Genomic DNA, 22,183 nt, shown 5'->3' on the forward strand with positions numbered 1-22,183 from the left:
GAACCACAGGAGGGCGCCGTACGTCAGGGCTGATCGGCCGGCGAGAGCCGGTCCTATCGGGGGGAGGCAACCGCCGGCCCCCGGGCGATCAGGACGTCGGCTTCGTGGCGCCAGCCGAGGGAGGAGTAGAGGCGCTGACCTTCCTCACTGGCGATGAGAAGACCGGTACGGGCCCCCTGGGCCACGGCGGCCTCCGCCAGAGCGCTCATCATGGCGCGGCCCAGGCCGCGTCGCCGGTGCGCCGCGTCCGTCTCGACGCGATCGGCGATCGCGTCGTTGCCGATTACGGCGATGGTGCCGCGCGCCGCCGTCTCTCCGGAGGAGTCGTGCAGAGAGACGACCGTGACTGGTCCCTCCGTGCGGACCTCGCGCTCGTACGGCGCGGTGGGCGCGTGCCGTGGGTGCTCGGTCAGATCGGTCGTCATGAACCACTCGGACCGACGGAGCAGCTCCAGTCCGGCGGCGCCGACGATGGCCTCGACGGCACCCGGGCGCAGTGTAGGTACCGTGAGCCAGGTGGTCTGCCTCGCGGTGGCGACAGTTGCCGCCAGCCGTGCCAAGGACTCGGGTTCTTGATCTGCACACAGCGCGAAGACCTCGACCTCGCGGCCGGGTTGGTCGCAATTCGACCGCAGGCCGTCCCCGACGGACTCGACCGGCTCGGCCGTGGGCAGGGAGCGAGCCACGGTCCAGCCGTTCAGCCAGCGTCGTATCAGCTCTGAATCGATCTTCGTCATGCGGCGATTAGAGCATGACCGCAATCGCTGGAGGGGTGCAGACCCTTCCCCGTCGTCCGTCGCCGCCGGGTGACGCCGAGACCTGAGGCCGGGTGACGCCGAGACCTAAGAGAGTGCGTCCGAGATCCCTCAGCGGGCGCGGACGGCGCTCTCGCCACCGAGTCACTCAGTGCCGGTCGCGGGGTGGTCGGCGAGGAGGCCGCCTTCGAAGTGGGTGTGCCGCGCCCCCGCTGCGCCGGGGGCGCGGCACACGAATTCCCCGGATCAAATGCCCGGTGCCCCATGGTGCCGGGCCGCTCCGACGTATGGCGTGTCGGTCCCTTCTGTCAGCATGCTGCCGTGACAGACACACGTGATCAGCGTCCGGCCGAAGCCACTCTCGACTTCCTGCGCTCTGCGTTTCCGCCGGAACAGCGCGAGCCTGCGCTCGGACGTGAAGCCGTCGCGGACTGGGAGGAGGAGAACGGGGCGGTTCTCCCGGAGCCGTACAGGACGTTCGTCGCGGAGATCAGCAACGGCTGCAGTCTCGGCCCCGCCGGCGACGGTGGCCTCCAACCGCTCGGCCGGCTGCCCGGTACATGGCCCGACCATGGCCCGCGGCATCCAGGAGAACCGTTCCCCCTGAAAGGGGCCTGGCACTGGGAGGACGACGAGAGTGTCCACCCCGAGGATCCGCGGATCGACGCCGCCTTCAACGACGGGTCCGTCGTTCTCGGATCCGAGGACGGACAGTCGTTCTGGCTCCTGCTGACCGCCGGCCCCCGCCGCGGCGAGGTGTGGATGATCGCCGACGTCGGCGCCATCCCGGTGCCCGGCGACCGGGCATGGGGATTCGAGGAGTGGGTGCAGCGCTGGCACACCGGCAACGACTGGTGGGACTGAATGCTCCGAGACCGGTCGCTGGTCATGAGCTGTTCGAATCAAACGGGAACGCCTGGGACCGCGTGCCGCCGTCGGCGCTCCACGGTCTGCCGCGGTCGCCCGGCCACCGGTCGGGTGTGCCCCGTTCCGCCTCGCCCCCGGCGCGTACGGGGGAGCAGCCCGCCCTCAGTCGCTCCAGGACAATGCGTAGCTGTTCTGCTCTCGGCCGGCCTGCTGCCGTGCTGGCGAAGTTGCTGAGCGGGTAGCGGGATGTGTGGGGGGTTCGTGGGTAGGCGGGAGGGGCACGCGGAGCTTTGGATGGAAGGCGGATGTATGGACCTGTCTGAGCAGGATGAGGAGCACGAGCTGCTGGCAGCCCGTCCGATAACCGTCTCCGCCGCGTTCGAGGGCAGTGAGGAGATCGCGGAAGCCCGGGACCTGGTCCGCACCTTCCTCACGTCCGTGCAGGCGGAGCACGGGCTGCCGGTGTCGGGGCGGGCGATGGGCATGACCCAGCTCGCGGTGAGCGAGTTGGTGACCAATGCCCGTAAGTACGCGCCGGGGCCGTGTCTGCTGACGTTGGAGGTCGAGGACGGGGCAGTCCAGGTCACCGTGTGGGACTCCAGCACCACGCTGCCGCTGGTGCTGCCCGCGGATCCGACGCGGGTCGGTCAGCACGGCCTGGAGATCGTGATGGCTCTCTGCCAGAGCTTCACGGTCCAGCGTGAGCCCGTCGGCAAGCGGGTCAGGGTGTCCATCGTGCTGGCGGACGACCCCGGCGGTGACGTCGCCGGCCGCCAGGCCATGTGACGCGAACTCCGCTTGCTCGACCGTGCCCGCAAAAACAGTGCCCGCGTTCTTCATGTGCTGCTGGTCGCGCCGGAACCTCTGGAACGGCCTACTCCTCCCAGGGCGGCTCCCCGTCGAACGCCAAGTGGTGTAGGTCGAAGAGGACTACCGCCTCGGCCCTGCGCGCGGGGCCGCCCCTGCGTGCCGCCCCAGGTCAGGAACGGACGGGGCGCAACGCCACGCGCCGCCCGCGCCATCCGACGGAACAGCACACGGCAATGACGTCATCGCCACAGCATTCCTGACCGCCGCCCGCGTCCGCCGTGGGCGCCCACGCCCTGCCCGCCCCGAACGGGGCGGCGCCGGGAGACGCCTCCCTCCACTCCGGACCCCACCACGCCGTGGCGAGCTGGTGCTCCCGCCGTTCGGCTGCATCGACGTACCGGAAGCACTGCACAGGAAGGCCGCCCCTTCGAGGCGCACTCCGGCGTCGCTGTCTCAGCCCTGCACTGGACCGGCCGCGGCCAGTGTCTCTACCGGACTGTCCAGTTGGGGGGCCGGAGCATCAGCTGGGAATGGCGGAGCAAGCTGGACGCGGTGCCAGGCACCAAGTCCTCCGACTGTCCACCCGGCCGACTTGCGATGGCCCACCCGGCTGACTCGTACGGCCGGACCGGTCAGTAGCCGACAGTGATCCGTTCCTGGACGAAGGTGCCCTGCTCCAGCGTGTCCAGGACCGCGGCTGCGAAGTCGCCCACCGAGATGCGGCTTTCACCGTCGGCGTCGGCAATCGGGGTGTCCCGGGCCTCGACCCGGAAGGAGCCCGTCTTCGGTCCGGGAACCAGGTGCATCGGCGGCGGGCTGACATAGGTCCACTCGACCGGCGTCCGCGTGGCGCGCAGCAGGTCCAGAGCCTCGGTCTGGTCTCGCGCTGTCTCCAGGTACGCGGCGGGGAAGGCGGGTGCCTCGACGAACCGCTCGCCCGGCGCGTACTCCAGGCTGCCACCGCCGCCCAGGAACACCAGCCGGGAGACCCCGGCATCGGGCAGTGCCTTCAGCAGAGCCTGCGCGCTCCTCAGCACTAGACGGTCAGGACCCTTGACGCCGACCACCACGGCATCGTGCCCGGCAATGGCCTCGGCCAGGGCGGTGGGGTCGCTGACATCCGTGGTGGCACGGCCGAGCGGTGTGACCCGGTGACCGCGGGAGGTGGCCTCCGCAGCGACGGCACCGCCGAGGTTTCCGCTCGCTCCGACAATCGCGATCCTGAGGGGTGTCCTCTTCTTGTGTGTCCTTTTCTTGTGGTCAGCGGGGGTTGTGGCGCTCTCGGCGACTGTGGCGCTCGTGGTGTCAGTGGGGCTCTTCGTGTCGGTGGGGCTCTTCGTGTCAGTGGGGCGTGCGGATGCGTCGAGGAAATCGGCGATCAAGGGAGCCATCTCGGGCAGCTTCTCCTCGAGCGCGAAGTGGCCGGTGTCGAAGACGTGCACCTGCGCCTCGGGCAGATCACGCAGATAGGCGTGTGCCCCGGCCTCCGGGAAGAACGCGTCACCGCGGCCCCACAGGACCAGAGTCGGCGGACGGTGCTCGCGCAGCCACTGCTGCCACACCGGGTAACGGTCAATGTTGGAGTGGTAGTCGAGGGCCAGCGCGACCTGGGCCTCTTTGCGGCCCGGCAGATCGAGGAAATGCTGGTCCAGGGTCCAGCCGTCGGGGGCGATCAGAGCGGGATCCCCGGTGCCGCCCTCGTACTGGCTCCGAGTGACCGGGAGGGTGAGGATCTCGCGGACCCGCTCCTCGGCTCCCGGTACACCGGGCCGGTTCGCAGTCATGTCCCGGGCCAGGTCGGACAGCCCCTCGGCGTAGGCGTTGGCGTTCTGCACGATCAGCCCGTTGATCCACTCCGGGTGCCGGGCGGCCAGTCGCATGCCGACCGGGCCGCCGAAGTCGAAGGTGTAGAGCGCGAACCCGCCCGCGCCCAGTCCCAGGGCTTCGACGAAGCCCTCCATGACGTCCGTGAGGCTTTCGAAGGAGTACTCGAAGTCCTCGGGAGCCTCGGTGTGGCCGAAGCCGGGGTAGTCGGGAGCGACCAGGTGATAACGGGTGCCGATGGTGTCGATCAGCCGCCGGAACTGGTGGGAGGCGGACGGGAATCCGTGCAGCAGCAGCATCGTGGGCGCGTCGGTGGGGCCGGCTTCCCGGTAGAAGACCCGAACCCCGTCCACCTCCACGAAGCGGTGGGCCGTCCGCGCGACCACTGTGCCTGCCGTACCGTGCTTCGTCATGTCACATGCTCCCTCGTGGTGTTGATGCATTAGTTATAGCGGGCGTGCCACTAATGGGTCAATGGATTGGAGTAGCATTAGATCCATGAGTAACAGACTGCCCCTGGTCGGCGAGCCCCTTCCACTGGACCTGGTCAACACCCGTGTCAACGAACCTGGTGGCGAGGTCGACCTGCTGGACTCCGAAGAACAGCTACACCGCTGGCTGCACGCCCAGACAGGACGGCTTACTCAGCCGCCCCCCGGCTCCGACGGCCCCGGCCTCGACGCGCTGCGGGCGCTGCGCGGTCGGATCTCGACGGTGATCGAATGCGTCCGCGACGGCGAGGAGCCACCCGCCCAGGCGCTGCGCGCGCTCACCCGAGCCCTCCTCGCGGCACCGTTGCACCGCAGCCTCGACTGGGACGGCGGAGCTGTCACCGCAGCCCCGGTGCGCACCGGGAGCGCCACCGATGTCCTGCTCGCGGAGCTCACCGACGCCACCGTCGACCTGCTGACCGACCCGGTCGCCCTCAGCAGGCTGCGTCGCTGCGAGGGGCCCGGCTGCAGACTGCTGTTCCTGGCGGTGAACCCGAGACGGCGCTGGTGCTCACCCGCGCTGTGCGGAAACCGGGTGCGGGTCGGCCGCTACTACCAGCGGCACAAGGGGGATTCGGCGTGAGCGACGCGAACTGAGCCGCCCGGCTGACGATGCCGTTCGCCGACCCGCTGCGCCGCCTGTTGCCTGCCCGAAAAGAATCACGGAGGGTCGCCATAGTGCGGATCGGCACCCGTGCGCCTTCGGGGCCGGCCCGAGGGGGCCGGCTCGCCGCCGGTCTTCTCGACAGTCGGCGAGCGTTGCAGGACGGCTCGCACGATGCCGATATCCGTCGGGCGCCCGCAGAAGGCCACCATCGCGCGCTCAACCGGATACTGACCGTCAGGCCTTCGCCCGCGCGGCGAGCCATCCCGCCATCGCACGGACACCGATACCGATGGCCCTGGTGTCGGGGTCGAACGCGGCGTAGTGCGGGACCGACTCGGTGATGTCGGCGCCCGGCCGCCGTGCGCCGAGGAAGGAGTACGTGCCCGGTATCCGGTCCAGGAACAGCGCGTAGTCCTCGCCGTTGAACGGGAAGGCCGCGTGCATGACGGTCACGCCGTCCGGGCCGAGGACACGGCGCAGATGCCGCCCCAGAGCGAGCGCGTCGCGTTCCGGGCAGACCATGGCGGGGAAGGGAGCCCGGTCGAAGTCGACCACCGCACCCTCGTACTTCCCGGCCAGACCCCGAACGGCCTCGCGCACCTCGGCGTACCGTTCCTCGGGCCAGCAGCGGTACGACACGGAGACCGAGACCTGCCCCGTGTCCTTGGCCTCCGCCGCCCCGGCCCGGAGGGTGACGAACCTGGCCAGCGGCCCGTCCTTGACCTGTACGTCAGCGACCATCTTCTCCATGCCGGCGGACGTCTCCGGGGGCGCGACGGTGCCAAGCCCCGTGATATCGGCGGCAAGTCGCTCGGCCCGCGCGAGCGCGTCGGCGCCGCTCACCTTGATGACGGTCCCGTCCTGCCCGGGGAGCCCACTGCCGGGGGTCACGGCGAACTGCCCCACAGGGAAGGGCCCGCAATGCAGGGCATGGATCTCCTCGGGCGCGTAATCTCGCAGCACACCCGCATCGATCATCGCGCGAGCCCCCTGGAGGGACTCCTCCCCCGGCTGGAAGAAGAAGACGACGGTGCCGCTGAGGCGGTGCCGCAACTGCGCGAGGGTCTGCGCGACGCCGACGCCGACGGCGGTGTGGATGTCATGCCCACAGGCATGGGCGGGCTGGGTGGCCTCGGGGAAGATCCCCTCCGTCGGCACGGCGTCCATGTCGGCGCGGTAGGCGACGGTCCGCCCGGGCCGTGCGCCCTTCAGTACGCCGACGACTCCGAAGCCGCCGACCCCTGTGGTCACTTCGAGCCCGGCGGCGCGCAGCAGATGCGCGACGATCCGGGACGTGGCGACCTCGCCCTCGGAGGTTTCGCTCTTCGCCGTCTCCGGATAGGCGTGCAGGTCGCGCCGCAGTTCAAGGAGATTGCCCTCGACGCGCCGGACGACGGCGTCGATCGCGCCCTGGTCAAGGGGGCCGCGCTGCTGGCCCACGCCCTCTGCGGCGGCGGTTCCGGCGGGCACGACGACACCGACACCGGCTGCGGCCGTGCCGGCGAGCAGGGCGCGGCGGTCGAGGGCGGGCTTGGTCGGACGGATCACTCTTCCCCCAGGGCAATAGTCCGAGGACGCAGCTGAACCGCCGGCCCACGTGAAGCTTGCCGTAGTCAATCAAGAACCACCCCCGATCCCAACTGCCCCCGCCTGCAAGGGAACTGAGAGAGGGCACGCCGTGCCATGTTCAGGTAGCAGTGGCGCTCGCATCGGCAATGCGCCCCGTCGGCCAGCAGAAGGCCCCGAGGCCGCCCCAGGCCCAGCAGCACATGCCGGTGAATGCAGTGTCCCGTGTGCCGTACGACGTGCGAGGCACGGTCCGCGTTGCCCCAGGCACGGCCCAGACGCCCTTCAGTAAGCTCCAACGCCGTACCGAAGGCGAGAAGTTGCTCAAGGCCCCCCTTAGGAGAACCCTCCGGACTCTCCGCCTTGCACGCGGCATCTGCGACTGCCGGCGGCCCCGAGGCCGTAGTGCCGGACGAAGCCCGGACGCACACGCACCTCGGCCGCAACATCGCGATGGGTGGACGGCCTAACCTTTGCCGCGCCCCCCCCCGCAGCAGATCGCCTCGACGCAGCACAGCCGCCAACTGAACGCGGTCCCCGCGTCGACCGCGACGTGAGCGGAACCCGACCGGCACCGGTCTGCTGCCGGGCACGAGTGGGCGGCGGCCTGGCGCCCGCCCCCGTTGACCCCGGCGAACTTCTGTTAGTTTTCCATGGGGCGCCGAGCGCGGGACGGACCGTGGTGGCGCCCGGGTGACCCGCTCTCCTGGTCCCCCGGAAGCTCGCGCAACGTGTCTGCCTTGTCGAGGGGGTGCCGCTTCCACCAGCGCCCCATGGGGCATGCTGATCTGTGGGACCTGGTCTACGTTGGCGCCATGAGGGCAATGGGAAAGCCGAGGTCGCGGCCCCTGGAGGGGCGAGTGGCTGTCGTGACCGGAGCCGCACGGGGTGTGGGTGAGGCAGTGGCCAGAGGTCTGGCCGAGCGGGGTGCTGTGGTGGCGCTGCTCGGGCACAACGCACCGGCGCTCGAGCGCGTCGCGAAGTCGTTGCCAGGGCGGGCCGGCTGGTGGGAGGTCGATGTCACCGAGGACGCCGCGATGGACCGGGCTGCCGCCCAGGTGCGCAGGCAGCTGGGCCCGCCGTCGGTGGTCGTCGCCAACGCCGGGATCGCCGAGGGAGGGCCGTTCGCCGAGTCCGACCCCGCGACGTGGCGACGCGTGATCGAGGTGAACCTGATCGGCAGCTCGATCACCGCCCGCTCTTTCATGGCCGACCTGCGGAAAACCCGCGGCTACTACCTGCAGATCGCGTCGCTGGCCTCAATGGGCGCCTCGCCGATGATGAGTGCCTACTGCGCGTCCAAGGCCGGTGTCGAATCGTTCGCACACGCCCTGCAGGCGGAAGCCGCGCACCAGGGCATCGGTGTGGGTGTCGCCTACCTGAACTGGACCGACACCGACATGATCCGCGACGTCGACCAGCACACGGTCCTGAGGGAGCTGCGGGCTCACATGCCCGCACCCGCCCGCAAGGTCTACCCGGTGCGAACGGTCGCCGCCCGGATGGTCCGCGCCGTCGAACGGCGCTCGTCGGCGGTCTACGCCCCCGCCTGGCTCAGGGCGGTCCAGCCCGTACGCGCGGTCCTGCCGCCGCTGGTCACCCGCCTCTCCCGCACGGAGCTGCCCCGCATCAGCAAGGACCACACCTTCGGCGCGACGGGACTGCTGGGAGACGGCGGCCACGACGACACGCCACCTGGCCCCGGCGGCAGACCAGGCTGAAACGCCTGCCGGATCCCGGTAGCGCCCGACCGGAGATCTACCCCTGCGGCCGGGCGATGTCAAGTAAATCCGGGCCCCGCGCCGCAGCGGACACTTCGACGCCCGCCGAGCTCCACCGCGCCGGGCTCGGCCACTCCTCGGCTTCCAGACCGAGATCGCCCACCGGCTCGGGCGACAACATGGACCGACACGGGCGGCGGGGGCAGCTTTCCAGACCGCGACCAGACCGCGACGAGAGCCGCGCATGGGCCATCGGTGCGTCCGGCCAAGTGTTCGTAAGGCGCCCAGGGTGGCGTCCGGGCGGCACACGACGTGACGCGTGGCAGCCGGGTCACTCAGCCGTCGTCGCGCTCGCTCCCGCGCAGCGCGTCGGCAATCAGACGAACGGCGAAGCCATGGTCGTCTGCCATGCGGTTGATGTGTTCCGCGACGAGGAACACGGTGGCTTCCAGCGCGTTCATCTCCTCCGCCGTCCAGTCCCCGTACTGGCTGCGCCATCCGTTGGGACTGAGGCCGCTGCCCGCGGCAACGGCCAGGGCGACCATCGTAGGGAGGGTGTGCGGACGGACGCTCTTGGGCATCCTGCGCAGGGTGGCGACCAGGGTCGGTACGACGTACTCGATGACGTCCTTCCCGCCCTCTTCATGGGTACGGCGCAACCACTGCATGAACATGTAGATCAAGGTGCAGGTGCCGTCGATCAAGTCCTGCAGCCCGTCCGCACCCGTCGACGCGGCGAAGAGCCTGTCCAATTCCCGGCACTCGGCTGCGTCGCCGTCCGCCGGATCGGACTCGTGGATCTGCTTGATCCGCGCGTCGAGCATGAGCAGTGCCGTTCCCACGTCGCCCACGGGGGCGCTCGCCGGGTCGCATGCTGACGACACAAGGCACTCCTCGTCCGGCCGCGGCTGGAGTTGCGGTCCGTTCGTACCGTAGCGCGCGTACACGGCCCAGGTCCGGAGAAGCTCATGATCGGCAAGCTCGGCGCAGATACGGCAACCGCGAGGGCCCCGCGCCCCGGGCCCGACGGGACTTTGCGCCTCGCCCTGCCTGATTCAGAGCACTTCAGCGACGCCCCACGGGCCACAGATGTCGTTGAGCCACCGATCGGGGAGTTCCCCGTTCCACCGTGCCGCCAGAGCGAAACGTGAGCGCCCAGTGGACAGCCGCTCCAGAGCGATCAACGACACCGGGTGCGCGAAGAGCTCGCGGCGCCCGTACTTGGCCGTCGCGGACTGGGGCCCGTACTCCGCGTACAGCCGCTCCAGCCGCTCCCGGTAGGCGTCCACGAACGCCTCCAGCCGGGCCGGGTACGCCTCCCGCTCTTCTTCGGGGATCACTGACCACAGGACGGGCAGGACTTCCTCGGTCATGCCGTCGTGGAAGCGCCCGTGGACCGCGAACATGGCGTACGACCGCACCGCGACCGCCAGCACCATGTCCGCGTCCCCCTCCCGCACGTCCTCCGCCGCCCGGTCCACCGGACCGCTGGTGTACGCACCCGTACTCATCGCGCCGCCTTCTTCGCCGTAGCCCACCACATCCCCAACGTGCCCCACGCAGCCCGGCGTTCGCCGCTGGCCTTGTCGGCACTCTTGCGGATGGTCTCCAAGACCATCCCCAACTCCACGTCCACCACACCCTGCACGGGCGGGAATCGCCTTCGCCGCCGCGAGGTCGAGTTTCCACCTGTTTTCCTGCGTACGCTTCACCGGCCGCTGCGACTACTCCGTTTCGAGCCCGAGAACGTGGTCGCTGCCGGCCGCAGAATATGCCGGCCTACTCGGTGAAGTGGGCAGGTCGGCACGGGGCCGACTCCGGGCGCCCGTACAGTCCGCCCGTCGGCCGTTCCGCCACGACCGCCTCAGCCCGTCGTGTAGGCCATGGCCAGACACGTCCGCTCGCCGGTCGAGGTCCTCCGAGGCTTGCCGATCGTCCCGTCGGACATGAACATCCGGCCATTGGTATAGAGGATCTCCGCGCCGTAGGAGAACGCACACTCCGTGTCCTGCGAGCTTCCCCGGACCCGGCTCTCCAGCAGGGTCACTGGCGTGAAGGTGTCCCCACCGATGCTGACGATCTGCTTGCTGCCCGCACCGAAGACCGGTTCTCGGTAAGCGATGAGGTTGCCGCCGTCCATGCGCAGCGGGTACATCGCGTGCCGGACGCCCGCGTCCGCCCTGTCGGACGTCGGTTTCCCCGTGGTGAGGTCGAACGAGACGATCTCGTTGGTTCGGACGAACTGCTCCGTACCGACCTGATGGTCCTCGGTGGGGAAATAGATCCTGTCGTTGCCGGCCACCACGCCGTGGCAGCCTTCCACTTCGTCGAAGGTGCAGTCCACCACGTACCGGTCCCGCGGCGTGGGGATGATGGTCTTGAGTTTGCCGGTCTTCCGGTCGATCGAGAAGAAGTTGCGGCTGTCCGAGGCGTCGCCCGAGGTGCTGAGGAGTTTGGCGGTGACGACCAGCGGTCCGGTGGAGACGATGGACGGGTAGGCGAAGCCCGTGGGCATCCTGAACGTCGAAATCGGCTCGCGCGTGGCGGCGTTGACGTTCTGGACCTCCCAGTACAGGCTCTTGTACGGACCGCACCTGCGGACCGCCACAAGCGCCTCACCGCCGCCAAATCCCACGTCGACGCAGCTCTCGGCGTTGATCTGGGGCTTCCACAGTTCTCTGCCGTCGGTCAGGTCCCAGCCGGCGCCGCCTTTGTCGCCGGAGGCGGCGACGGTGTTCCCGCTCAGGGTGACCTCATCGAATCGGACCTTGTGGTCATCGGTTGCGCCGCCGCTGACGGACTTGCTCCACAGGAGTTTGCCCGTGGTGAGGTCGATCGCGCCGACCTCGGTGCAGGGCACGGTGTCCTTCGTCGTCCTGGGCTTGCCGGCTTCGAAGGCGATCGCGGTTCTGTTGTCCTTCGATGTGTGGTGCGAGGCCGCGCAGAGCTGGCCGGGCAGCGGGATCGTCCACAGTCGGGTGCCATCGGCGATGTCGTACCCGCTGATCGACGTGACGCCTGGCTTGACGTACACCGTGTCGGTCAGCCAGGAACCGGTGACTTTCACATCGGTGGTGACGACGGGCCCAGGCAGTTCGAAAGCCACCTCGGACCGGGTATCTGTGGGGACTCTTTCCCTGCCCGGGCCGCCTGCGGCCTCCCTCCCACCCCTGCCGTCTGTCCCGGCCGAACCACTGACGTCGTTCCTCTGCTCGCCGCTACCGTTCGCGTACCAGACTCCACCGCCGACGATCAGTACCGCGGCGGCAGCTGCAGCGATGACGATGCGCATAAGCATGGTCAGCTTCCTGCGGTCGCCGGGGCCCGGCGGCGGCGTGTGCGCAAACGGCGGTGGTTGAAGGGGCGGTGGCCACTGCGGATATCCGTATCCCGGTCCTTGCTGCTGTGGCGGGATCGGAGGGCCGAAACCGCCGGGCGGAGGTTGCTGCGCCATGTCGATGAACCTCTCACTTGCCGAACGCCATAACGATCTTCTTCGTCTTCTCTTCGGCGTCCGAGATCGCGGAGGAGACGGAGCTGTTCGCAAGGTAGAAGACGCCGTGCGCGTACACGTAGCGCGCCTTCCAGAAGGTGCTCTCGATCTGCGCCGTCGACGCCGGATGCCGGAGCAGCACCTTCGGCGCGCCGCCTGTCGGAGCGAGGGTGGCGACTGCGCCGCCCCTGTCGGTGGAGGCTGCCATGTACAGCAGGACGTTGCCGCCATCTTCCAGGTGCAGCGGGGTCATGGTGCGTCCGGTGGGGGCCGAGGCACGCCACTTGGGCCTGCCGGTGTCCAGGTCGAAGGCCACCACCGCGTTTGCGGTACGGCTGGCGCTGGTGTCGGTCGCCATGTACAGGGTGTTCGTGTCGGCGGCGACACCGGTGCAGTCCTCCACGCCCTCGGCCTTGGCCGCGAACGAACCAGTGCACGTGGGCTCGTACGTGTCGTTGCCGACCTGGATCCGGGAGCGGAGCTTTCCCGCGTCGGTCAGCGCCAGGACAGCGCGTTTCTTGGTATTGCTGTCATCGCGTCGGGATGCGGAGAAGACGAGCGGGCTGACCGAGTGGACCTTCTCGACGCTCCAGTTGAGGTCGAGCCGGTAGGCCCACTTGATCCTGCCGGTGACCGGGTCTACCTCGCTCAGCTCCTCCTGCACCTGGTGGGAGTCACTCGTGCGGCACCCGGCGGCGGCGATCAGCCTCCGCCCGCCCGCGAATGCGTCCGGTTGACAGCTGCCCAACGGGCGCGTACCCCACAGTTGCTTCCCGTCGGCGAGCGAGAAGGCGAACGACTGGTGCCCACCAGCCGCGGCCACCGTGGTGCCGCTGATGGTGAGCGTGATGTCGGAGGGCAGCGGCTGGTTCGACTCCTTCGGGATCGACCTCTTCCAGCCCGCCTGGCCGCTCCGCAGGTCGATCTGCTGGAGTCCGGTGCACTTCTCGCGCTCGCCGGGCTTGTCGGTGACACCGATGACAATGGTGCCGTTGTCGGCCGGCGCGACAGGGGCGGCACACAGCCCGGTGGGCAAGGAAAGGGCCCACTGGCGTTTGCCGTCGGCCGTCGAGTAGGCGGAGAGCGTCTCGTAGACTCCCACGACGAGGGTGTCACCAACGACCCACGGCCCATACACGTCCGCACCCTTGCCCGGCAGGTCCACGTCATTCTTGAGCAGCCAGTTCACCCTGGCCTCACCCGGCCTACGTCCTGCATTCAGATCATCACTCCGGGCGCTGTCCTCGCCGCGACCCGCGCCCTGGCCGGCGGAGGCGGAGGTGGAGCCGGAGGGCTCGGCGCCCCGTGACTTGGCCGCAGGCTCTTTCCCTTCTCCGCTGCCGACCGCGAACCAGACACCGCCACCGATCACCAGCAGGACCGCCACGACCGCACAGATGAACGCGCCAGGCCCGCCCTTGAACCGACCGCCGCCGCCGCCGCGGCCTTCGTCGCTGCTGTTGCCGGGCAGGGTGGGGGCGCCTGAACGCTGCTGCTCGGGCTGGCCGCCGTAGGGGTTGAGACGACCGCCGTACGGCCCTGGAAGCTCATTGCTTGGAAGGGGCGACTGTTGGCCGTAGGTGCCGGACTGCGACGGGAAGCCGTATCCGGACTGGCCCGGCGGCTGCGGCGGCCTGCTCTGCGGAGCTCCGTAAAACGGGTCCTGCGGCATGCCGGAACCCCCGGGCGGCGGCTCACTGGGCGGATGGATCATCAGTGCTTGCCCCTTCGTACAGCGCGCCGACTGACCGATGCCCCCCGTGCTGCCGGCGAACAGCCCCGGAGGAGAGAGCCACCAGCACGGCATCTGCAGTGCTGCAGCGAGGAGCAAGCTTCTTTCTGCCACTCGGATCACCCGCTCGGGCCACCCACTTGGGTCACCTCATGGAAGCGCCCCAACTGCCCCTGCACGTAGGGAAAGATGGCGCGGTCTCGGCAATCGCGACTGCCTGAGCGTCTGGAGGACCATGACAATGGTGGGATGCGGTCGCTCGAGCTCAGCGAGGATGAATGAGCCGCTCCCAACGGCCGTGGCGCGCGGGTTGGTTGCCCGTCCTCGGATGCGGCAGCGACATGCGTATCCCCTTGATGCGGCTGTGCGGAACGACTGCGTACTCTCCGGGGACTCTAGGGACGGCACGGGCGGCTTTGCTTGGACAAATTTGATCTCGCTGCTGGTGATGTTGTTGGTTCTGTCGGGGTTGGTTCGGTATCCCGTGGCCGGCGGTTCCAATCACGCCGAAGATCGCCCGCAGAGGCACCGCCCACGGATCCGGCCTGGCCCAGAGCAGATGGGTCGTCGAGCGAACCTTCGCCTGGCTCCACCGGCTCAAACTCAGCGAAACAAGCGGCGGGCCAGGCGTAGCGATGAAAGCGGCAGGAGCCGCCGGAAGGACCAGCTTCGCTACCGACGCGGTCTACGGCTACGTCGGCGGCGCTGCGGGCGGCGGCTGGGACTGGACCTGATTGCTCACAAATACCCATGGGAGAAAACGATGGAACTCCTTTATCCCGCTGCCCAGGAGAAGACCAGCTTCTGGCCCACCGGCGCCGTGATGATTGTCGTCATCCTGCTCATCACGGGTGGGATCGGCATCTGGTGAACCCACAACGTCAAGAAGGGCAAGGGCGGGCCCGGGAAGTAGGAGAACCACAGGCCCGGGAAGTAGGAAAATCGCAGGCCCGGCCGACTGCCGCTGGCGGTGAGTTTGTAGGTGGTCCTCGTACCCGGTGCCGGGTACGAGGACCACTGCCGTTACCCGTCGGGCAGAACGTTGCGGCAGCTCGGCTGCGCGCGCTACGGACAGAACCACGCACGGTGCGCCCCTCCGCACCCTCAGGAGAGGGGGCGGAGGGGCATCAGCGGTGCCTCTCTCGCATGTCCCGGGGGAGCGGCACGGGAGGGCGAAGCGCCGCCGATACGCGGCGGGGACGGCGCCGAGCCAGCAGCGGGTGAAGGCCACATCCTGGCTCCCCGCGATTCTGAAGCGGCGCACGACAGTGCGTCCGCTTCAGCACTGTGATCTCCGTCGTCCTCGTCACCTGTCCCTGGGCCCGTCCCCGTCCTGAACACCCTCCATTCCGGTGGGGTCCTGCACCTGTCTCTCCCCGGCCTGACTGGAGTTGGGCACGTCCGGTGCATGTGCCCGCCGGTGGGTGGCGTCGTGATCACGGCGGGAGTGCTTCGGCAGTTCACACAGTGCGCACGCGGAAAGGCTCCCGGCTGCGTTTCGCTACCTAACGTGGGAGACAGGTATGACAGAGCAGGCTCAAACGGTGCAGGGCTCGATAACGGGCAGCGACAGCCCCATCGACGACCTCTTGCTCCGGCGCGGCATTTTCGTCGTCCAGCTCGGCGGCGGTGCCACCACGACCCTCCTCGGGCACGCGCGTCGCACCGGCCCGGGGACGCCGATCCCGGCACAGACGGAAAGAAGGTAGGCCCGTAGTCGCCCGCGGATGCCGAAAGGGTCGGGCTCCCCCCTCGCGACGGGTTGCTCTAGGGTCTGTTGCGAAAGTGGATCTTGAGTTGCGATGATCATGGTGTGTCGCGAGGGGATCTGACAGACCGACAGTGGGCTCAGCTGGAGCCGTTGCTGCCGGCGGGGAAGAAGGCGGGCAGGCCGCGGACGTGGACGCGTCGGCAGCTGATCGACGGGATACGGTGGCGGACCCGGGCGGGTACCCCGTGGCGGGACGTCCCCGAGCGATACGGTCCGTGGGACCGGATCTACGACCTGTTCCGCCGGTGGCAGCGCGACGGCACCTGGAAGCGAATCCTGGAGCAACTGCAGCTCCAGGCCGATGCGCAGGGTCTGATCACCTGGGAAGTGAGCGTGGATTCGACCATCTGCCGCGCCCATCAGCACGCCGCCGGCGCGCGTAAAAAGGGGATCTGCAGCGCGAGCCGCCCGGCGGGATCGACACCGAGCCGGACGACCATGGCCTCGGACGCTCCAGAGGTGGCCTGACCACGAAGATCCACCTCGCGACCGAGCAGGGGCAGAAGCCGCTGTCGCTGCTGATCACTGCCGGGCACCGGCACGACAGTCCGCAGTTCCAACCTGTCCTCGAACGCATCCGCGTCCCCCGCACCGGGCCGGGACGGCCCCGCAGCAAACCATCCAGAGTTCGTGCCGACAAAGCCTACGGCTCTCGCGCGAACCGCTCCTACCTGCGCAGACGCAGGATCGGATGCACCATCCCGGAGAAAGCCGACCAGGTCCGCAACCGCAAGAAGCTCGGCTCCCGAGGCGGCCGGCCACTGGCCTTCGACAAGGAGGACTACAAGGAGCGCCATGCGGTGGAGTGCGGGATCAACCGGCTGAAACGGCACCGCGCGGTCGCCACGAGATACGAAAAGTTGGCTGTGCGTTACGAGGCTACCGTGCTGGTCGCAGCCATCAATGAGTGGCTTTGACCAGCACTTTCGCAACAGACCCTAGTCCTGCGCCACGTTCGCTGCGGTCACATTCTCGATCACGCGGCCGAGTTTGGTCTTGGCCCGGGTCAGGTCCTGGATGCGTGCGGCGATGCGGTCGCGTTCGATGACGAGCTGGTCGAGCATGGCGGGGGTCGCCACACCGGTGCTTACACACGGCAGGAGTTCGACGACGGTACGGCTGGAGAGGCCGGCCGCGAAGAGGTCCTGGATGAGCTGGACCCGCTCCAGGGCTTCGTCGGGATAGTCACGCTGCCCACCGGGAGTCCGCGCCGATTCCAGGAGCCGCTGTTCCTCGTAGTAGCGCAGGGCCCGCACGCTGACCCCTGACCGCCTGGCGAGCTGTCCGATGCGCATAACGCACGCCCCTCCCTGTCCGCTCGTACCTCACGTTCACGTCAGGTTCAGGCTAGCAACACCGGCTCCCGGGGCAGCCCCTGGGGGTCGATCGGCCCTTGCCCGCGCCGAGATTGATCATGACCCGGTGCCGGGGCCCGAGGGACGTTCACGCGGTTCACGTAGGCACGGCAGTCCTCGCGTCGTGCCGGGATCGCCGAGCCCGTCCGAGGGTGCATGGGTGTCCACCGTGACGGGCTGCGTGCGCCCTCCTGGTGACGCAGGCCCCCATGCTCACCCTCGGCCGCTCGGCAACCTCACCCATCAGTACTTGCCCTCCGGCCGGACGGCAATTGCGGCTTGCACCTCACGTCAACGTCAGGTTCTAGAGTGACGAACGCCGGAATGAACACGTCATTCCGGCCCCTCAAAGAAAGGCAGACCCTCATGCGCGCAGCCCAGTTCCATACATACGGCGGACCGGAGAGCCTGGTGATCGAGCAGGCCCCCGACCCCCACCCCGGACCCAGTGAGATCCGTATCCGCGTCGCGGCGGCCGGCGTCAATCCCATCGACTGGAAGCTGCGCGCCGGCGCCCTGCACCAGCTGATTCCCCTACAGCTGCCCGCCATTCCCGGGCGCGACGGCGCCGGTGTGGTCGACGAGATCGGCGACGGGGTGCAGGGGGTGAGCATCGGCGACCGTGTCTTCGGGCTGGGCGGTGTCACCGGTGCGACCGCGGAGCTGTTCATCCTCTCGGCTTGGGCGCACACTCCCGCGACGTGGAACGACGAGCAGGCCGCAGGTGCCGGCCTCGCGTCAGTGACCGCGATGCGTGGGCTCGACGCGCTCGGCTCCCTCGCGGGGCGCACCCTTCTTGTCGAAGGCGCCGCGGGAGGCGTGGGCAGCGCGGCGGTCGAGATCGCGGTGGCGCGAGGTGCCACTGTGATCGGGACAGCCAGTGAACGCAACCACGAGTTCCTTACCGCACTCGGTGCCGTTCCCACCACCTACGGCTCCGGTCTCGGGCAGCGTCTGTCCGCTCTCGCCCCGCGCGGAGTGGACATCGTGCTCGACACCGCGGCCTCCGGCTCGCTGGACGACCTCGTCGCGATCACAGGTGACCCGAAGCGCGTCGCAACGGTTGCCGACCATGCGGGCGGGCAGCGCCTGGGCACGCACGTGGTCAACGCGGAGAACGATTCCTCTCTCCTGTCCGCGGCGGCGGAACTGGGCGGGCAGGGCCGATACACACCCCGTATCCAACAGGCCTACCCCCTGGAGCGGATCGCGGAGGCCCACGCGCACGCCGAGCGTGGGCGCACCCGAGGGAAGATCGTGATCTGCCTCTGACAGGCCGATCTGTACCTGAACGGGCCCACGAGGTAGGTACCTCGCAACGTGCGGGCCTGTGGGGCGAGCACGCCCTCGATACGGTACCGGCGAGCGGGCGGTCCGGAGCGGGCCGACCTCCATGGCACCTCGTCAAGCAGGCCACCCCCACTCGGGCACCGCACGTGGCACATGAGCCGTCGTCCACGGGGCACTGGCGGCCACGTCCAGCTCCAGCAGTCCCCGTGGGTGGGGTTCACATGCGGGTTTTCAGCGTGCCTCCGCCCCCAATCGATCCAAACGAGGTGCCCTGGGGTCCGTCTTCACAGCGCTCTTCCTCAGAGCAGACCCGATGCCGGAGCGACGAGTGACCGCTGTTTCGGGGGAAGTGGTGGTCTTCTCGTGTCTGTTCGCGATGCCGCGGATTGCTTTGAACCGGTTGCAACAGCGCTCGACGGTGTTGCGGCGGCGGTAGTTGTCGCGGCCAAAGCCGGGTGGGCACTGCCTCGCTGACCACAGTTCAGGAGTGCCGGAGTAACCGTCAGGTCCTGCGGCAGACAGCAGCTGCGTAGAACGGCCGACGGTCCGGCCAAGCCCACCGGTCCGCCGTTCGCGGAGGCATGCCGAGGAGCCTGGCGATGACGGCCGAGGGCAGTTGAGCACACAGATCGAGCAGAGCCGCGTTGCGTCCGCGTCGGGGCCCGATCCCCGGGATTCTCAGCCGGACGCGGAGGGGCATGGCGCTCGCGTGGCTGTCGGCCAGAGCGCCGGGGCACAAGGGAGTTCCTTGGGTTCATGAGGGCGTGGGGTTCCGGTCGCCGGAGGTGACCTCCGGCAGGCGGGGGCGGGCCGCTCCGCCCCCGCCGGCCGGGGCGAGGAGCTGTGGACGGCTCCTCGCCCCGGCGGTCTGTCGGGCGGGAGCTACCCCGCGGACAGGGGCGTGACGGCGATCTGGTCGATGACTGGTGCGTACGGCGACCTCTGTCCGTACTGGTTGTAGGTGTCCCCGTTGAAGTCGGGCAGTTCTTCCGCCGTGAAGGTCAGCCGGTTCGTGCCCTCCTTGAGTGTGACCGGGACACTCAGCTCCCAGAAGTTGTTGAAGTGGAAGGTGGTCGGGAACAGCACCCGGCGGGTCGCTCCCGAGTTGACGGAGAGATCGGCGTGGCGGGCGATCGGGTCGGGGTTGTAGTGGGTGGCGGGTGCCTGTTCGGCGTTGGAGTAACGGATGGTCAGCGCGTGCCGGCCGGCCCTGGCGGCCCGCACGTCAAGGGTGAGGGCGTTGGCCTTCCCTTTGCCGATGTCCGTGACGGCCCGGCCGCCGGTGGCGAAAGTGAACGCGTCGGTCACCTGGGCCGCGCCGGTCCGCGCACCGTTCTCGGCCTGTTGGACGGTGGGCCTCAGGGTGCCCTGCGTCTTGGCGACGTGCAGCCGGTCGAGGACCAGGGCCCCGGACGTGCCGGTCAGGGTGATCTTGTTGACACCGCCGGAGAGGAGCAGCTTGACGGTGCGTGTGCCCTGCGCGGCGGCCCCGACGGCCGCTACGTCCAGCTTCTCGCCGTTCACGGTCAGGCTCGCCGTGCCGCCGCCCAAGTGGTCGAGGGAGACGGTGGATTCGCCGTCGGCGGGGGAGTGGACCCAGAAGGTCGTGGATGCGCCTGTCGTCAGTGGCACCGCACCGGGGCCGTGGGAGCCGGGACGGTCGTACACGGGCCGGGTCCCGCTCAGCGCGGCGTACTCGGCCTCGTAGACGGCCGGCCGGGCGGCCCGCTCGTCGCGCAGGCCGAGGTCCAGCTTGTCGACGATCGCATCGCCCCTGGTGAATCCGAGCGCGGGGTCCTTCGCGGCGAGGGTGATCCGGTGCTTGCCGGCGGTCAGCCGCACCGTCGTGTCGGTGTGGCCCCACACCACCCACTTGTAGCCCAGCGGCAGACGCAGCTCCTGCGGGTCCTTGCCGTCGACCCTCAGGAAGACGTTGGTCGGCCCCTGCTGCTTCACCAGGTCGTACTGGTTGAAGGAGTTGGCGAAAACGCTCAGGTCGTACGTGCCGTCCTCGGGGACGTCGACGTCGAAGGCGAGCACCCCGTCGGATCCGGTGCGCAGCCCGCCCACGTTGTAGGCGCCGGAGGTGGCGAACTTGCCGACGTCGGCGGGGGTGCCCTCAGGACCGTTCTTGGTGTAACCCGAGCCGGTGTACGTGGCGTTCTCCGCCTCGTACGTCTTGCGCCAGCTCACCGACGGCGGGACGGGCGTACCGCCGCCGGTGCCGGGGGAGAGGACGACCTGGTACGCCGACATCTCGTTCATGCCGCGCATCGGCAGCGTCACCGTGCCGTCCGCGGCGACCCGGACCTTCTGGTCGGCCAGCCGAAGCGGCTGCGCGGAGTCGCCGACCTGCCCGGTCCAGGGGATCTCCTGCACGGTGGCGTGCACGGTCGTGCCGAACAGGGCGGGGTCGACGTTGCGGAAGACGACGTCCGCGTCACCGCTCTTGCCGCCGAACAGCGTCCGGGACTGCTTCTTTTCCTTGTCGAGGGTGGCCAGACCCTGGAGGGTGTACTGCTGGTTGGGGTGCGGTGCGCTCACCCTGACCGTACGCCCGGACATCTGGCCGTAGGCGTGGAAGAGCCACCACTGGCCGTTGCCCTTGTTGGCCTCCACGGCCGAGTCGTTGAGGTTGCCGTCGATGTTCCAGTACGCCAGGTCGGCGTCTATCTTCGACTCCTCGATGGCGGAGGCCCACTGGACGACCTGGCCGGGCACCGACAGGTGGTAGTTGTGGCCGTACTCGTTGACGTTGATCGGCAGCGGGGCGATGCCGACCTCCTGCTCCCATCTGCGGTACTTGGCCACACTGGTGCGGACGTCGGCGGGGGAGGACAGCTCGTGCCAGGTCATCGCGTCCGGCACCACGTTGTTGTTCTTGGCGTACTGGAGGAAGCCCTTGACCTGGTCGAAGAGCCGGGAGGTGTTGGGTCCCGCGATCCGCGCCTTCGGGTCGAGGCTCCTGATCAGCTGGTAGACCTCCTTCCAGGCGGTGAAGTAGCTCTGCGGGTTGCTCAGCCAGGACTTCCTGTCGTAACTCCACTCACCCGTACCGAACATGTTCCCCTCGGGCTCGTTGAAGGGGACGTAGACGACGTGGTCCTTGTAGCGGCCCATGGTCAGAACCTGGCGGACCTGCTTGGTGATCTTCTTCTTGAAGTCCGCGAGCCGCGCGGGGCCGTCGGCGCCCGGCCACTGGTAGGGGAAGCCGCGGTAGATGTCCGTCATGTAGATGTAGACGTCCTTGCCGCCCGAGTCCACGAACGGCGGCAGCATCTCCAGCGCGTCCGCCCCCGGGTGCTGCGGACCGTCCTGCGCCTTCGTGGACACCGTCCGCAGCCGCATGCCCTCGATGAGGTTGCGGCTCGGCACGCCGTCGCCGTAGACGCCGTACAACGAGCCGGAGGCGCCGCCGTGGAAGGCGCCGGTGTCGGCGGCGAGGTCGATGGTGAGCCGTTCGGGCTCCGCCGCCTGGGCGGCGGGGGCCGACGGGCCGGTGAGCATGGTGGCGAGAACCGCCACCATCGCGGCGCCCGCCGCCGTCACTCGTGTTCTTCGCATGGAGGTCTCCAGGGGTCCGTGCGCCGGATTGAGGGGCAATGCGAACCGGTTCGCATCGACGAAGCCGAGAAGGCGGTCGGTACAGGGAGGTTCCTCGGGGGATATTCAGGAGCCCGCCGCAGTGCGCGGCCAAAGTGCAGGGGTCCGATCGAACCGGTTCGGGGAAGCTAGCATCGCTGAAACCGGGCGGCAACAGTCATGACACAGAGACTTGTTCGGCAGTTGCCGCGGTGTTCCCCAGCCGTTTCGGGAGGTCCTGTACGGGGACTGCGCGAAGCCTTGACAGTCGTCGGGCCGCTCCCTACGGTCCTGTCCAGCGAACCGGTTCGACACTCGG

Annotated in this window: 16 protein-coding genes and 1 pseudogene; 8 read left to right on the top strand and 9 right to left on the bottom strand. The window is 69.0% G+C overall.

What is annotated here, in order from left to right; translation table 11 throughout:
- Positions 1 to 53: 53 nt before the first annotated feature.
- On the bottom strand, positions 54 to 737 hold the full coding sequence (locus tag ACFWVV_RS12060; RefSeq protein ID WP_384347467.1) for a GNAT family N-acetyltransferase: 684 nt from the start codon (positions 735 to 737) through the stop codon (positions 54 to 56).
- 339 nt (positions 738 to 1,076) lie between these two features.
- Here ACFWVV_RS12060 and ACFWVV_RS12065 point away from each other — a divergent pair, with 339 nt between their 5' ends.
- Together ACFWVV_RS12065 and ACFWVV_RS12070 are read left to right on the top strand one after the other, a co-directional pair.
- Complete coding sequence (locus tag ACFWVV_RS12065) at positions 1,077 to 1,619, top strand: SMI1/KNR4 family protein (RefSeq protein WP_384347464.1); 543 nt, start codon at positions 1,077 to 1,079, stop codon at positions 1,617 to 1,619.
- A gap of 312 nt (positions 1,620 to 1,931) precedes the next feature.
- Positions 1,932 to 2,408, top strand: a complete 477-nt coding sequence (locus ACFWVV_RS12070; RefSeq protein WP_384347462.1) for an ATP-binding protein — start codon at positions 1,932 to 1,934, stop codon at positions 2,406 to 2,408.
- A gap of 656 nt (positions 2,409 to 3,064) precedes the next feature.
- Here ACFWVV_RS12070 and ACFWVV_RS12075 read toward each other — a convergent pair.
- On the bottom strand, positions 3,065 to 4,669 hold the full coding sequence (locus ACFWVV_RS12075; RefSeq protein ID WP_384347460.1) for an alpha/beta fold hydrolase: 1,605 nt from the start codon (positions 4,667 to 4,669) through the stop codon (positions 3,065 to 3,067).
- A gap of 85 nt (positions 4,670 to 4,754) precedes the next feature.
- Between ACFWVV_RS12075 and ACFWVV_RS12080 the strand changes: the two genes are divergently transcribed.
- Entirely contained in the window at positions 4,755 to 5,330 is a 576-nt protein-coding gene (locus tag ACFWVV_RS12080; protein ID WP_384347457.1) for a CGNR zinc finger domain-containing protein, read from the top strand.
- Positions 5,331 to 5,588: 258 nt separating this feature from the next.
- Here ACFWVV_RS12080 and ACFWVV_RS12085 read toward each other — a convergent pair whose 3' ends face one another.
- Positions 5,589 to 6,902, bottom strand: a complete 1,314-nt coding sequence (locus ACFWVV_RS12085; protein ID WP_384347454.1) for a M20/M25/M40 family metallo-hydrolase — start codon at positions 6,900 to 6,902, stop codon at positions 5,589 to 5,591.
- Between the two features lie 842 nt (positions 6,903 to 7,744).
- Between ACFWVV_RS12085 and ACFWVV_RS12090 the strand changes: the two genes are divergently transcribed.
- Positions 7,745 to 8,641 carry an SDR family oxidoreductase gene (locus ACFWVV_RS12090; protein ID WP_384347616.1) on the top strand — a complete coding sequence of 299 codons (897 nt, stop codon included), beginning with the start codon at positions 7,745 to 7,747 and terminating at the stop codon, positions 8,639 to 8,641.
- A 335-nt stretch (positions 8,642 to 8,976) separates the two neighbouring features.
- On the opposite strand, the gene ACFWVV_RS12095 is transcribed toward ACFWVV_RS12090, so the two are convergent.
- From ACFWVV_RS12095 to ACFWVV_RS12110, 4 genes are all read right to left on the bottom strand, one after another.
- Complete coding sequence (locus ACFWVV_RS12095) at positions 8,977 to 9,525, bottom strand: hypothetical protein (protein ID WP_384347451.1); 549 nt, start codon at positions 9,523 to 9,525, stop codon at positions 8,977 to 8,979.
- Between the two features lie 171 nt (positions 9,526 to 9,696).
- The gene (locus tag ACFWVV_RS12100) at positions 9,697 to 10,152 is read right to left on the bottom strand and encodes a hypothetical protein (protein WP_384347448.1); all 456 of its coding nucleotides are present in this window, start codon (positions 10,150 to 10,152) and stop codon (positions 9,697 to 9,699) included.
- A gap of 353 nt (positions 10,153 to 10,505) precedes the next feature.
- Positions 10,506 to 11,747 (bottom strand): PQQ-binding-like beta-propeller repeat protein, encoded by a 1,242-nt coding sequence (locus ACFWVV_RS12105; protein ID WP_384347446.1) that lies wholly within the window; start codon positions 11,745 to 11,747, stop codon positions 10,506 to 10,508.
- A gap of 361 nt (positions 11,748 to 12,108) precedes the next feature.
- Positions 12,109 to 13,848, bottom strand: coding sequence for a PQQ-binding-like beta-propeller repeat protein (locus tag ACFWVV_RS12110; protein ID WP_384347443.1), 1,740 nt, complete (start codon positions 13,846 to 13,848; stop codon positions 12,109 to 12,111).
- A gap of 518 nt (positions 13,849 to 14,366) precedes the next feature.
- Here ACFWVV_RS12110 and ACFWVV_RS12115 point away from each other — a divergent pair.
- From ACFWVV_RS12115 to ACFWVV_RS12125, 3 genes and pseudogenes are all read left to right on the top strand, one after another.
- A pseudogene (locus tag ACFWVV_RS12115) lies at positions 14,367 to 14,480 on the top strand (IS5/IS1182 family transposase); the annotation flags it as partial.
- A 909-nt stretch (positions 14,481 to 15,389) separates the two neighbouring features.
- On the top strand, positions 15,390 to 15,575 hold the full coding sequence (locus tag ACFWVV_RS12120; RefSeq protein ID WP_384347440.1) for a hypothetical protein: 186 nt from the start codon (positions 15,390 to 15,392) through the stop codon (positions 15,573 to 15,575).
- Between the two features lie 104 nt (positions 15,576 to 15,679).
- Positions 15,680 to 16,554, top strand: a protein-coding gene (locus ACFWVV_RS12125; RefSeq protein WP_384347437.1) for an IS5 family transposase whose coding sequence is annotated in 2 segments (ribosomal slippage) — positions 15,680 to 16,024 and positions 16,027 to 16,554 — 873 coding nt in all. Because the reading frame shifts where the segments join, the coding sequence is not laid out codon by codon here.
- A 21-nt stretch (positions 16,555 to 16,575) separates the two neighbouring features.
- Here ACFWVV_RS12125 and ACFWVV_RS12130 read toward each other — a convergent pair.
- Positions 16,576 to 16,932, bottom strand: a complete 357-nt coding sequence (locus tag ACFWVV_RS12130; protein WP_384347434.1) for a MerR family transcriptional regulator — start codon at positions 16,930 to 16,932, stop codon at positions 16,576 to 16,578.
- Positions 16,933 to 17,358: 426 nt separating this feature from the next.
- Between ACFWVV_RS12130 and ACFWVV_RS12135 the strand changes: the two genes are divergently transcribed.
- On the top strand, positions 17,359 to 18,264 hold the full coding sequence (locus ACFWVV_RS12135) for an NADP-dependent oxidoreductase (protein ID WP_384347431.1): 906 nt from the start codon (positions 17,359 to 17,361) through the stop codon (positions 18,262 to 18,264).
- Positions 18,265 to 19,164: 900 nt separating this feature from the next.
- Here the strand turns inward: ACFWVV_RS12135 and ACFWVV_RS12140 are convergent.
- A complete protein-coding gene (locus ACFWVV_RS12140) occupies positions 19,165 to 21,846 on the bottom strand; it encodes a cellulosome protein (RefSeq protein ID WP_384347428.1) in 2,682 nt (893 codons plus the stop codon).
- Positions 21,847 to 22,183 lie beyond the last annotated feature (337 nt).

It is taken from the genome of Streptomyces sp. NPDC058663, assembly GCF_042716745.1.
Lineage (GTDB): Bacteria > Actinomycetota > Actinomycetes > Streptomycetales > Streptomycetaceae > Streptomyces.